At 70.6% G+C, this 12,091-nt stretch carries 12 protein-coding genes and 1 pseudogene; 6 read left to right on the top strand and 7 right to left on the bottom strand.

The features are described from left to right. Positions 1-250: 250 nt before the first annotated feature. A complete protein-coding gene (locus ACZ4M3_RS31520) occupies positions 251-877 on the bottom strand; it encodes a hypothetical protein (protein ID WP_467738428.1) in 627 nt (208 codons plus the stop codon). Between the two features lie 688 nt (positions 878-1,565). Between ACZ4M3_RS31520 and ACZ4M3_RS31515 the strand changes: the two genes are divergently transcribed. The 5 genes and pseudogenes from ACZ4M3_RS31515 (at position 1,566) to ACZ4M3_RS31495 (ending at position 5,415) form a co-directional block, all read left to right on the top strand. Continuing rightward, entirely contained in the window at positions 1,566-1,967 is a 402-nt protein-coding gene (locus ACZ4M3_RS31515; protein WP_467738426.1) for a GntR family transcriptional regulator, read from the top strand. Next, a complete protein-coding gene (locus ACZ4M3_RS31510) occupies positions 1,964-2,830 on the top strand; it encodes an ABC transporter ATP-binding protein (RefSeq protein ID WP_467738424.1) in 867 nt (288 codons plus the stop codon). Before ACZ4M3_RS31515 ends, ACZ4M3_RS31510 begins: the two co-directional genes overlap by 4 nt. Then, positions 2,827-3,693 (top strand): hypothetical protein, encoded by an 867-nt coding sequence (locus ACZ4M3_RS31505; RefSeq protein ID WP_467738422.1) that lies wholly within the window; start codon positions 2,827-2,829, stop codon positions 3,691-3,693. Before ACZ4M3_RS31510 ends, ACZ4M3_RS31505 begins: the two co-directional genes overlap by 4 nt. Before the next feature lie 344 nt (positions 3,694-4,037). Beyond that, a complete protein-coding gene (locus tag ACZ4M3_RS31500) occupies positions 4,038-4,661 on the top strand; it encodes an MFS transporter (protein WP_467738420.1) in 624 nt (207 codons plus the stop codon). A 21-nt stretch (positions 4,662-4,682) separates the two neighbouring features. Further along, positions 4,683-5,415 (top strand): annotated as a pseudogene (locus ACZ4M3_RS31495) (chorismate synthase). 134 nt (positions 5,416-5,549) lie between these two features. Here ACZ4M3_RS31495 and ACZ4M3_RS31490 read toward each other — a convergent pair. After that, positions 5,550-6,728 carry an ALF repeat-containing protein gene (locus tag ACZ4M3_RS31490; protein WP_467738418.1) on the bottom strand — a complete coding sequence of 393 codons (1,179 nt, stop codon included), beginning with the start codon at positions 6,726-6,728 and terminating at the stop codon, positions 5,550-5,552. 180 nt (positions 6,729-6,908) lie between these two features. On the opposite strand from ACZ4M3_RS31490, the gene ACZ4M3_RS31485 reads away from it, so the two are divergent. Beyond that, positions 6,909-7,118: a hypothetical protein gene (locus ACZ4M3_RS31485; RefSeq protein WP_467738416.1), complete on the top strand. Its 210-nt coding sequence runs from the start codon at positions 6,909-6,911 to the stop codon at positions 7,116-7,118. Positions 7,119-7,147: 29 nt separating this feature from the next. On the opposite strand, the gene ACZ4M3_RS31480 is transcribed toward ACZ4M3_RS31485, so the two are convergent. The 5 genes from ACZ4M3_RS31480 to ACZ4M3_RS31460 form a co-directional block, all read right to left on the bottom strand. Further along, the gene (locus ACZ4M3_RS31480; protein ID WP_467738414.1) at positions 7,148-8,410 is read right to left on the bottom strand and encodes an NADH:flavin oxidoreductase/NADH oxidase family protein; all 1,263 of its coding nucleotides are present in this window, start codon (positions 8,408-8,410) and stop codon (positions 7,148-7,150) included. A gap of 230 nt (positions 8,411-8,640) precedes the next feature. Further along, the gene (locus ACZ4M3_RS31475; protein WP_467738413.1) at positions 8,641-9,828 is read right to left on the bottom strand and encodes an MAB_1171c family putative transporter; all 1,188 of its coding nucleotides are present in this window, start codon (positions 9,826-9,828) and stop codon (positions 8,641-8,643) included. After that, the gene (locus tag ACZ4M3_RS31470) at positions 9,825-11,069 is read right to left on the bottom strand and encodes an MAB_1171c family putative transporter (RefSeq protein WP_467738411.1); all 1,245 of its coding nucleotides are present in this window, start codon (positions 11,067-11,069) and stop codon (positions 9,825-9,827) included. The genes ACZ4M3_RS31475 and ACZ4M3_RS31470 overlap by 4 nt, the downstream gene beginning before the upstream one ends. A gap of 2 nt (positions 11,070-11,071) precedes the next feature. Continuing rightward, entirely contained in the window at positions 11,072-11,617 is a 546-nt protein-coding gene (locus tag ACZ4M3_RS31465) for a toxin-antitoxin system, toxin component (protein ID WP_467738409.1), read from the bottom strand. 110 nt (positions 11,618-11,727) lie between these two features. Next, positions 11,728-12,072 carry a hypothetical protein gene (locus ACZ4M3_RS31460; RefSeq protein ID WP_467738407.1) on the bottom strand — a complete coding sequence of 115 codons (345 nt, stop codon included), beginning with the start codon at positions 12,070-12,072 and terminating at the stop codon, positions 11,728-11,730. Between the last annotated feature and the right edge of the window lie 19 nt (positions 12,073-12,091).

Here is a 12,091-nt window from a genome sequence, read left to right as displayed (position 1 = left end):
GATCGCTCTCCCGTGCCGGCGATTTCGCCGCCCTCGACTGGAGCCCGCTGTGACCGGCGCGACCGCCCCCGCCCCATCAGCCCCCCGCCCCGTCACTGGGCGGACGCGTCCTCGCCCCGATGGGCTCCATGTGGCGGCGTCCGTCGTGGGGCAGGCCGTCGCCCAGACCGGCCTGTGGTGATCAGCACCCTGGGCGAACAGGCCGTGGCCGCCGCAGCCGTACCGCAGCGCCTGCTCCTCCTCGACTCGATCACCGCCATGGCCATGGGCCCCGTAGTCGCGCTGTCCATGGCCGAGGCCGCGTCCGCCCACGCCCGCCGGCGCGCGGGGCGGGGCGGGGCTGGTCGGTGCCCCGGACACCGAGCTGCTCATCGCGACAGTCGGCCCGGCCGTACTGCCGTGCCTCGTGGACGCCCTGGTCGCCGCGCCAGGCATCCGCGACAACGCACAGTCGCCCGGTGGTGGCTTGCCCGCTACCCCGGTACCCCTCGCACAGTTCGTCGGCGCCATGGCGCCATGGCGCCATGGCGCCCTTCGCGCTCCGGCGCTCCCGCCCCCAGCAGAGCTTCCTGGCGGGGGGCAGCACCTTGCCGTCGTCGCCCGAGCCGAACGGGTCCGCGGTGCAGGACGCGCCCGTCCGCGCGACCCGGTTGCCCTGGTCGAGCAGGTCCTGCACGCCCTGCGTGGGCAGGGCCGCTTTCAGGGCGGCCACCTGGCCGCTCAGGTCGGGCCCGGACTTGAGGTTGAAGGAGGATGCGGTCGCCGGGTCTCCGGGGGCCGCCTGGGCGGGGCCGCCGAGCACCGGGACCGACAGGACCGCCGCGACTGCGGTGGCGATCCAACGGGCGTACCTGGCAGCGGTTTTACGGGGTGGCATCGCTGATTCGTCGACCTTCGCCGAGGGGAGGAAGCGGGATCATACGTACGGCCACCGGGTGCGCATGCGCCGGGGGACGCGTGCGGGTCGCCGGGCGTCGGCCGACTCGCCGGAGCCGGCGGGCGGGCATGGCGGAGCGACGAGGCCGTCGTCATCACCGGTGGGTGCGCGCTGAGACCGGCCCACCTCCAAGGGCACCGGGTCGTCCGACGGCCCTCTTGAGCTTGCTGCCTGGGGCGGGATTCCGGCCACGTGCGATCCTCTCGCCGGTGGCTGCGTCGAAGAGTCCGTATCCGTCACGCGATACGACCACGACGAGGTCGTATCCGGTGTCCGATGGACTGCGAACCGGATGCCGAGCGAGCAAGCCGCCGATGGGTCCTGGGCTCGAGGGCCGGCTGCCAGGACGCTGGGGCCGGCATGACGAGGGCGGCAAGGTAGCGATCGCCTCGGCGCTGCTGATGCTCCGTGAACAGCCTTTCTGCTCGGCTGGGTTCATGTTGACGATCTGTCGCGCAGCCTCTCGACTCGGATTCAAGGGGTTGCTCTCGGCCGCATCGTCCCCGGCACAGGCCCAGTGCGCGCTGCCGCTTCCGCCACCGCCGTCGCGGGGGCTTGAGGGATTGACAGTCGGGCTCCCGCGCGGCACCCTTTCACTACTTCCTTAGTGAAAGGGTGGTGGCCGGCCGTGATCGAATACCGCATCGACCGGCGCAGTGGTGTGGCCACCTATCTCCAGATCGTTCAGCAGACCAAACAGGCCCTGCGCCTCGGCCTGTTGGAGCCCGGGGACCGACTGCCCACCGCCCGGGAGGTGGTCGAGGCCCTCGCCGTCAACCCCAACACCGTGCTCAAGGCCTATCGGGAACTCGAACGCGAGGGCTTGGTCGAGGGCCGCCGAGGCCTCGGCACCTTCGTCCGCCGGACGCTGGGCGAGGGCAAAGCGGCCGACGGCGCACTGCGCGCCGAGCTCGCGCAGTGGCTGGTACGGGCCCGGCGGGCGGGCCTGGAGCAGGACGACATCACCGCACTGTTCACCTCCGTGCTGAGCGGCACCGACAGTGAACCGAACCAGGGGGACGAAGAATGACCGCAGCCATCGAGGCCCATGGCCTCGGGCGGAGATTCCGCCGCGGCAGCTGGGCCCTGAAGGACTGCTCCTTCCGGCTCCCCGCCGGCCGCATATGTGCCCTGATCGGTCCCAATGGGGCCGGCAAGTCCACGCTGCTGGCCTTGGCCGCGGGCGTACTGAGGCCCACCGAGGGCATTCTGACGGCTCCACCTCGCGAGGCCGTTGCCTATGTCTCCCAGGACAAGCCCCTCTATCCGCAACTGACGGTCGCGGAAACACTGCGCATGGGCGCCGACCTGAATCCCTATCGCTGGGACGCTGCCGCCGCAGGCAAGGTCGTGGAGGGCGGCGGTCTGGACCCGGTCCGACGCGTCAGCTCCCTGTCCGGGGGCCAGCGTTCCCGGCTGGCCTTGGCACTGGCCCTCGGCAAACGGCCCACACTGTTGCTCTTGGACGAGGCGTTGTCCGATGTGGACCCGCTCGCCCGCCGCGAACTGATGGGCGCCCTGCTGGCAACGGCCACCGAACACGGAACCACCGTCCTCACGTCCTCGCACATCCTCTCCGAGCTTGAGGACGCCTGCGACCACCTGCTCCTGATGGACGGCGGACGCATCCGCCTCGGCGGCTCGGTGGACGATCTCCTGCGGGCCCACACCCTGGTGGCCGGCCCGATCCGCGACTTGGCACCCCACACCGTGGTCACCGCACGCTCCACCGGGCGCCGGCTCACCGCCCTGATACGTCCCGAAGGGCCCGTGAGTACCGACGGCGACGGCTGGCAGGCGATCGAACCCACCCTGGAGGAACTGGTGCTAGCCCACCTGAGCGCCCCGGACGCCCCGGCCCTGCTCACCACGGCCATGGAGGCAGCGGCGTGACCCTCTCCGATCTGCGTGGACCCGTACGCGTCACCATCGGTCTGCACCGCCACGTGTGGTGGGCGGCACTCGCCCTCGTGCTGCTCGCCGCCACCGCCCTGCCCGCCGGCCGATGGTACGTCCAATCACTGGCCGAGGACCTCGCTGCGACCGGCTGCAGGGTGGAGAACACGGTGCCCGGATGCGGCATCCAAGTCCGCGGCTTCCTCTCCCGTAGCCTGTACGTCAACAGGATGTTCCACTACGTGGGGCTCGGAATGGGGGCCCTGCCCCTGCTCTTGGGCGCGTTCGTGGCGGGTCCGCTGGTCGGCCGCGAGCTGGAGTCGGGCACCTACCGACTCCAGTGGACCCAGTCCGTCAGTCCGGCCCGCTGGCTCGCCGCCAAGCTGGCAGTGCCGGTCGCCGGCGTGCTCCTCGTACTGCCCGCGTTCGTGCTGCTGGCCGCCTGGATCCGGCGGGAAACGCTGGACACCTGGTACCCGCTCCAGTGGAACGCCCTCCCCGTCTACCAGATGATCGGGCCGGTGGCGGTGAATTACGCCCTCCTCGGCATCGCGGTCGGCGCCGTGGCCGGCCTGGTGATCGGACGCACGGTTCCCGCCATGGCAGCGGCCGTCACCACGGTCGGGCTCGTCACGGGGGTCCTCGTCATGGTCCGCCCCTGGCTCTGGGCCGCCCCCGAAGGGCCTTCGCGGGGCAGGGGTTACGGGGACCTTTTCGGTCTGGTCGACTTCACCGGGACCCGTTATCACCCCGAGTCCCACTTCTGGCCGCTGCAACTGGTCGAGAGCGCGATCGTGCTGACCCTGGCAGCCGCCGCTATCGTCGCCGCCTTCGCGCTCCTGCGCCGCCGACACCGCTGACCGACCCCAACTGCCTGCGGCAAGGGGACAGTGACTGGATCTTTGCGTACCCGAGCTGCCCGCATGTGCCGCACATCGGCGTGTCCTGGCTCCGCTGGGCATGGCCGCGGCCACCAACGGCCGAGCCGGCCGGGGGAAGCCGCCGATCATTCGGGGCGCTATCCGTTCCAGCCGTCCAGCGGGGCGCAGCACCGTGAGGCTTGCCTGCCGCTGCGTCTGGTGCAGGCCCCAGCTCCCAGCGCCGCCGGGGCTGAGGTCCACCGAAGTGGACCTGCCCTACGAGATCGTGCGGCCGCTGCACTTCTCCAACAGGGGCGGGGTTCAGACTGCCGCGGTGGCCCAAGTTGCCGCGCAAGCGCACAAGGTCCCCATTCTCCTCTGAGTACTCAGCCACAAGGCCATGGCTGTCAGCGGTTGAGGCGAGCTGCGGGGTCAGGCGGGCGACAACGACACCGCTGCTGTGGTCCGCGTCCTTCTGCGGACTGCTCCTCGTCTACGGGGTGAGCATCTGGCTGCCCCAGCTCATGCGGACCGCCGGATACGGCCCCACGTCCTCGGTCGCCTTCCTCCTCGTCGTCAATGCGGGCGGGATAGTCGGCATGCTGGTAGCGGGCTCCGTCGCCGCCCGGTTCGGAGCGGCCCGCGTCTCGGCGGTCTGGTTCCTGCTGACCGCAGCGGGCGCCCTGCTGCTCACCGTCCGGCTGCCGCTTCCCGTCATCTACGTGGTCGTCGCCGTCACCGGCATCTGGCTGTTCAGCGCTCAGGTCATGGTGTACGCCACCGGCCCCATGCTCTACCCGGCCCACCTTCGCCACGGCCGGTCTGACCGGCGCCCTGGCGATCCACCTCGCGGGGAGGCCCGGGACCGCTCCCGCCAGGGTCCGCGCCGAGGTCCTGACCCCGCTCCGGGAGGCACGGTGAACAGGCTGCGCCGACTGACCGCGGATGAGTGGCACGGCCGGCACTGATGGCCGCGTTGGACCACCGCCCTGGTGGCCGCCGACCTCGCCCGGCGCCGGCTCGGGCACGGGCCGCGGCGCCCGGATGAGGTTCGAACGGGACGGGGTCACGCTCCTGCGCGGCGTGCGACACGGCCTGTCCCTCGGCTCACCGGTTGCGGTCACGGTCGCCAACACGGAGTGGCCGAAGTGCCGGCAGGTCATGTCGCCCGACCCGCTGGGCGCAGCGGCCATGGAGGAGGGGACGGGCCTCGACGCCCTGCTGCCCGGCCGCCGCCGGGCCACGCCGACCTGGCCGGTATCGACCGGGCCCACCGGGACGGCGACACCTTGGGCGGCGTGGTCGAGGTCCTCGCGTACGGCGTGCCGGTCGGCCCCGGCTCGCACGTCCACGGGGACCGCCGCCTGGACGCCCGTCCGGCCGGTGCCCTGATGGGCATCCAGGCGATCAAGGGCGTCGAGGTGGGCGACGGCACGGGAGCATCAAGCGCACGACGGCCCGCGCGGGTCGCACCGAAGGCGGGCTGACGACGGGTGAACCGCTGCGCGTGCGCGCCGCGATGAAACCGATCGCGACGGGCCCGCGGGCCCTGGCCACCGTCGACGTCGCCACGGGCGAGGCCGCCGCGGCCGCACCACCAGCGCTGGCCGGCATCGTCGCGGAGGCCGTGGTCGCCTTGGTGCTGGGGGCGACGCGGCGGTGGAAAAGTTCGGCGGCGACTCGGTCATGGAGAACCGCCGCAACGCGGTCCGCATCCGCTGACGCCGCAAGCGTCCGTGGCGCGCAGGAGCCGACGGTGGGCCGCTCGTACGGACAGAGGCGAGCTGTCGTGCGATGAAGCGGAGGCCGGCCGCGGCAGAGCGCGGCCGGGCCTCCGACGGCTGGTGCGTGCCGGGTCAGCCCGCGGAGCCGGCGCGGCGCATCCGCGCGGCGAGCAGGAGGCCCGCGCCGGCGGCCAGTGCGGTGCCCGCACCACCCGCGATCAGGACCGAGTCGCCCGCGCCGGTGCTCGCGAGGGATGCGCCGCTGCCGCCCTGGGCCGTGACGGCGGTGTTGCCGGAGGTGGATCCGGTGCCGGAGTTGCCGCCGGAGCCACTACCGGTGCCGGTGCCCGTGCCGTTGTGGCCCTGCTGGTTCTTGTTCTTGTCGTTCTCCTGCTGCGTCTTCTTGTCCTTGGCACGTGCCTCGTGCTGGCCCGTCTTCAGGAACTCGGCGCGGTCGGCGGCGGTGCCCGCCAGCGCGGCGCGGCCGGCCTTGACCAGTTCCGGGCCGCCACCGTCGATGATCTTGGCGATCGCGACACGGTTGTCCTGGTCGCGCAGCTCGTACTGGGTCACTTCAAGGAAGTGGCGCAGTTCGGCCGGGGTCGGGGAGGTGTTGAGGAGCTTGCTGATGGCCTCGCTCAGAATGGGGCCGTCCCAGCCTTCGTCGATGCGGGCGAGTTCGACCCGGTCGTCCGAGGCCTGTGCGAGGTACCGTCCCGTCTTCAGGAACTCGGCGCGGTCGGCGGGAGTGCCCTGGAGCGCCTTCTTGCCCGCCTCCTTCACCCCGGGGCCACCGGTGCCGATCAGCCGCGAGATGTCGACCTTGTTGTCGTCGTCACGCAGCTCGTACTGGGTGACCTCGTAGAAGTGGCGCAGCTGTTCCAGAGTCTGCTTGTCGCTCCGGAAGAGGTTGTTGACGCCTTCCCTCAGGCCGGGGCCGGCCCCGTTGGTGAGCCTGAGGATCAGCACTCGGTAGTCGTCGAGGCGGATCGTGTGCTGGTCCGTCTCGATGAACTTGCGCATGGCCGCGGGGCCGTCGGCCATGGCCTTGTGGCCGGCCTCCTTCATGTGCTCGCTGGCCATCGGGTCGGCGATGATCGCGAGGATGGTCTTGCGGTCCTGCTCAGCCTGGTCCTTGTCGGCCTGGCCGTTGTCGGCCTGGTCCGGCGCCGCCTGGTCAGGTGCGGTCGGAGAGGTCGGGCTGGTGGATGCGGCAGTGTCCTTGCCGGCGGCGAACGCCGGTGACGCGATGAGGACGGCCGGAGCAAGAGCGGCAGTGGTGACCGCCGCGGCGATCCGGGACAACTTCACAGAAAACCCCCTGGTAAATGCACTTACGGGGCACAAGACTCACCGGGCTCGCCAATGGTTGTACGACGCATCGGATCGTGGTGGGTCGACGACCGTCCGCCGGGCCGAGAGGGCACCGCCGGGCGTCGGCGCGATCGCCGGGGTGATGGCCAACTGGCGTACGGACCATAGGATTTGGCAATGATCAAAGCGCGGTTCGTCGGCGGGCCCCTCGACGGCTTCATGGGCGAACAGACCACCAAGGTCTCGGTGAAGGTGCACAGCCACGGCCAGGTGATCGGAAGCTACGTCCCCGGGCCGGACGAGGCCGGTGACGCCGTGTACCAGTGGCACCCGTGTGACGGCGAAGGGGCAGAGCCGCCGGCGGGGGACGGCCCTGACCCTTCGTGACGGGAACCGGCCGGGGTGCGTACGGGCCCTCAGCCGCGCAGTGCCGTCGTCGCGTCCGGCGCCGGGTTCTCGGCCAGCCATGATCCGTAGGCCCGCACACTGCCCCGGCTGCGCAGCATGTCCAGGGCGAGCAGGAGGGACGAGGGGATCCGCTGGCGCGGCTCACCGCCGCGGATGATGCGGCCCATGTGGGCCCTGACGATCGCCAGGACCGCGGCGCTGGCGAGGTCCTGGTCCTTCCAGCGCAGCCGTGGCGGCGGGACGTGCGCATCCTCGCCCGCCTGCCACCGGGTCGGCAGGTCGGGGCAGAGGGCCAGGGCCGTGGCCACGCCGACCACCGCGAAACCCCGCTCCAGGACCCGCTCGGCAGTCGTGCGGCGGCAGATCCCGCCCGTCAGCATCAGCGGCACGGAGGCGACCTCGACGAGCCGCTCGGCCAGTGAGAGGAAGTACGCCTCCCGGTCGAGCGTGGTTTCGTCTGAAGTACGGCCCATGGTCGCCGCGCTCTCCATGCTGCCGCCGGAGAGTTCCACGAGGTCCACACCGAGGCCGTCCAGGAAGCCGAGCACCCGCGCCACTTCGTCCGTGTCGAAGCCGCCGCGCTGGAAGTCGGCCGTGTTGATCTTGATGCCCACGGCGAAGCTCTCGGACACCTGGGCGCGGACGGACTTCACGATCTCGATGAGCAGTCTGGCCCGGTTTTCCAGACTGCCGCCCCACCGGTCGTTTCGCCGGTTGACCCGCGGGGACAGGAACTGGCTCAGGAGGTAGCCGTGGGCGGCGTGGATCTGGACGCCGTGGAAGCCGGCCTCCTCGGCAAGCCGGGCGGTGGTGGCGAAGCGGGCGATGGTGGCCTCGATGTCCGCCTCGTCCATGGCCGTGGGACGGGCGAACGCCGAGGTGTGCCGGCCCAGGCTGACGCCGACCTCGGAGGGCGCCCAGGCGACTCCGGGCAGGTCGGAACGGACCTGGCGGCCGGGGTGGTTGATCTGCATCCAGACGTGCGCGCCGGCCGATCCGGCGGCCGCGGCCCAGCGGCGGAACGGGTCGAGAGGTGTACCGGCGTCGAGCACGATCGTTCTCGGCGAGGTCAGCGCACGTCTGTCCACCATGACGTTGCCCGTGATGATGAGGCCGCTTCCGCCCCGGGCCCAGTGCCGGTAGAGGTCCTCGATCTCCGGCCCCGGCAGCTGTCCCGGCTGGCGGGCCAGGCTCTCCTCCATAGCGGCTTTCGCCACCCGGTTCGGCAGCCAGGTTCCGTTGGGCAGTTCAAGAGGCGCAAAAAGGTGCACGGGAGTTCCTCCTGGATCTCGTCCCTGACGACTCGTGGTCGGTTTCGGTTCTGGTGTCGCCGGTGCGGTGGCGATGTGAGCGGTGGCGATGTGAGCGGTGGCGATGTGAGCGGTAGTGATGTGAGCGGTAGTGATGTGAGCGGTGGTGATGTGAGCGGTGGTGATGTGAGCGGTGGTGATGTGAGCGGTCTGACCGGCCGGGCCGGCCGTCGGCCGGGCTGCGCGCCGGGTCAGGCGCGGGTGCGGCTCCCGGTGCGGGCGGCCCCACGTCGGATCGCCTGGACGCGGGGGGAGCGGGCCAGTGCGTCGGACATCCTGACCAGGTCTTCGGGGTCCTCGGTGGAGGTCAGCAGCCACCTGTCCTCCGGATTGACCGCCGGCCGCGCGGCCGCCTTGGCGATGACGGCGCCGGCGATCACCGAGGCGTCGGCCTCACCGCGCGCCCGGCGGCGTTCGGCGTGTTCGGCCAGGGCCTCCTCGTAGACCCTCTTGCCGGTCGACGCGTCGAAATAGGGGCCGAGCCGCAGGACGGCGTCGTGGATGTCCCGCTCCCGCTGCATGAGGCGCAGGTCCAAGGACCGCCACCAGCTCATGGGTTTCGGGCTCATGCGTGGGATCTCCGGCTGGATTTCCAGCCAGAGCGGCTTGAGTTGCTGGAACTGCTGGAACATGCCCCAGCGGGAGCTGGCTTCCTGTCCGATGTGGGGAATGAGGAAGCCGGCGGCGACCAGGAGGGCGGAGACGCCGGCCAGGGAGAACGCGGCGTGCGTGCTCAGCCAGTCGAGGTCGTTGCCCGTCCAGCGCGCCACGACCGCCGTGTACTTCAGCAGGTCGAAAACGAACGCGAAGGACGAACCGGCGGCGATGGTGAGCAGGCCCAGCCGCAGACTGCCGGGTACCTGGCGCGACCACCGCCAGCACAGCACCGTCATGGTGACCGCCGCGACCGTGTGGGCGGCGAGGTAGAGCACGATCATCTCGCGGATGAACGGCGTGTTGGCGTAGTACGTGTCCAGGTCGCGGAGCCGCTCGACGGGTGCGTCGCCCAGGGTGAAGAGGACGGCGATCGCCGCCATCACCGCTACGTAGGCCGTCAGACACAGCCGGGTCTGCCGCAGGGTGCGTGCCTCGGACTCGTTTCCCCGCCAGTGGATCAGCAGGACGATGTTGATGCCGTCGAACGCGGTGAGGATGCAGTACACGATCGGCGCCGCGATGTTGGGGGTGCCGAGCCAGTCGTTGATCTTGGCCAGGTGGGGCGGAGCCGCGGTGACGAAGAGCAGCGCTCCCATGAACAGCGTTCCGCAGACGGCTCGCAGGATCGGGTCTTTGGGGTTCTTCCGCAAGGCCCAGAGCTTGATGAGCGTGGCGGCCAGAAGGACGCCGGCCGAGCACAGGAACGCGGTGCCCGCGCTCACCGGCGGCCGCCGGACCCGGAGCGGCCGAAAGCGTTGCTCTCCGCGTGGGCGGCGTCGACCAGGAGGTCGGTGGGGTGGATCCGGGAGAAGTGCCGGCTGAGTTCCGCGAGCCCGTTCGTCCCCGAGATCCGGATGAGCAGCGGGCCGGGGGTGTTCGCGGTGTCGTCCGCCGACGGGCGCTCGGGGTCCGGTGCGCAGGCATCGGGAGTGCGGGCGAGGGCGGCCTTGATCGTGGCTGCCTCGGCCACGATCAAGGCGGCCTCACGTTCGAGGCCCCGTGCGGTCGTATAGCGTTCGGCCACCGCGCGGTGCTCGGAGTCGAGGTAGGGCGCCAGGTTCAGCAGCCGATCGGCGATCTCCGTGGCCCTGAGGGTGGCTCTCATCTCCAGGGAGGAGGTTCTGGCGATCCGCATGGGAGCTCCGTCGCCGACCCAGGGCTCCAGAGCGCGCCACAGCGGTCCCATGAGGCGGTAGGCGCGCCACGCGTCCCACATCGATTCCAGCCGCGGCCCGACGACCGGAACGAGGAATCCGACGGTGGTCATGAGGGCGCCCAAGCCGGCGAGCGGAGGGGCGATCTCGGTGCTGAGCGGGTCCCAGGCGTCGGTTCCGGCCCACCGGGCGCCCACGGCGGTGAACTTCAGGAGGGCGAAGGACAGGCCCAGGCCGAAGGCCGTCACCAGGGTGAGCAGGCCCCACCGGGTCCAGCTCGCGTTCGCCGCCCGGAGTTCGGCCGACCAGCGCCAGCACTTCGTCATCACGACGGTGGCGGTGGCCGCGTGAGCGGTCAGGTACAGCACGATCATCTCCCCGATGAAGGGGGTGGTCGCGTAGAAGGTGTCCAGGTCGCGCGGCCGTTCGGTCGGTACGTCGCTGAGGCTGAACAGAACGCAGAAGGTCGAGATGACGCCGGCGGTGGCGGCGATCCACAGCCTGGTCTGCCGGCGCACGGTCGCCTCCGGGCCGCCGCGCCAGTGCAGGAGGAGGACCATCGACGCGCAGGACAGGCACGACAGGAAGCAGTAGACGATCAGGGCCGACACGTTCGAGATGCCGGTCAGCCGGTTGACGCGTTCGACGGTCGGCGGCGCGGCGAAGACGAATCCCCCGCCGGAGGCGACGATGATCACGAAGATCGCCTGGGACATCGGCGAACGCCGGCTGTGCCACAGCGCGGGAAGTCTCACCGCGAGCGCGACGGCCAGCGCGAACGCGGGTATGTAGTAGTCGGACCCCTGCATGCTCAGAAGCCCCGGCCCATGCTGGACTGGATGCGGCCGGCCAGGCCGGTGTTCGGGAGCACGGGGGCGCCCGGTTCGAAGATCTCCCTGCAACTGCTTCCCAGGAGCAGCCCGAAGGCCTCCGCGTCGTTCTCCTCCTTAGTGTCGAAATGGGTGCGCGCGGCGAGGGCGAGGATGTCCGTCTGCTCCAGCTCGCCCCCCAGTGACCGGGCGGCCGCGGAGACCGCGTCGGGCTGTGCGCCGTGCGTCAGGCACTTCCCCATCAGCGCGTGCCACATCTCGTGCGCGAAGATCACCAGCTGGTGAAGCGTGGTCGTGTGGCGCTCCACGACGATGACCATGCGGTCGTCGAAGGTGAGCGTCAGTCCGCTGGCGGTCTCCTCGGGGAATTCACGGAAGAGGAGTTGTACCGGCTTGTACAGTTCGTTCCCGCGGTTCTCGTTCACCCGTCGTTCGAGGAAGACCCGGAGCGACTCGAACAGTTCGTCGGGATCCGACGGGATCGGGCGGCCGAGGTTCGCGAGAATCTCGTTCCGAAGCCTGATCATCTTTCTTTTGCCCATGTGAATTCCCCTATTTTTACGGTAATAGCCTGGGAGTGGTTCGCGCCCGCTGGAACTCTTCCCGCGATCGTCCGGAAGAGAAGCCGCCCTCTCCACTATGCGGAACTCACTCGCCCACGAGAGCTCTCCCCCCGCGCGATCCCGTCGACGAAGAGCATCAACGCCCCTTCTACGGGCGGCTCCAGCTGCGGCGCTACCTCACTTCGCAGGGCCCGGTTCAGGGCTTCGACCGGCTCGTCGGCGAAGAAGCTGACCGGTACGTCGAACAAGCGCGCTGTCCGCCCGGCGTGCTTGAGGTTCGGGGAGCTCTGCTCGCGCCGACTGGGCAGGGAGGTGTGAAAGGAGAGCCGCTTCCGGTCGAACAGGCTCCGTCGGTCGAGTCCCGTCCTGCGCAGAAGGATGTCGATGGTCGTGGCGAGGTCCTTGTACCCGTCGCTCATTGACCCTCCAATCAGGACA

This window comes from Streptomyces sp. NPDC026522 (assembly GCF_055567555.1).
Note: the sequence above shows the minus strand (reverse complement) of the source record. Positions and strands in the feature narration are given on the sequence as shown.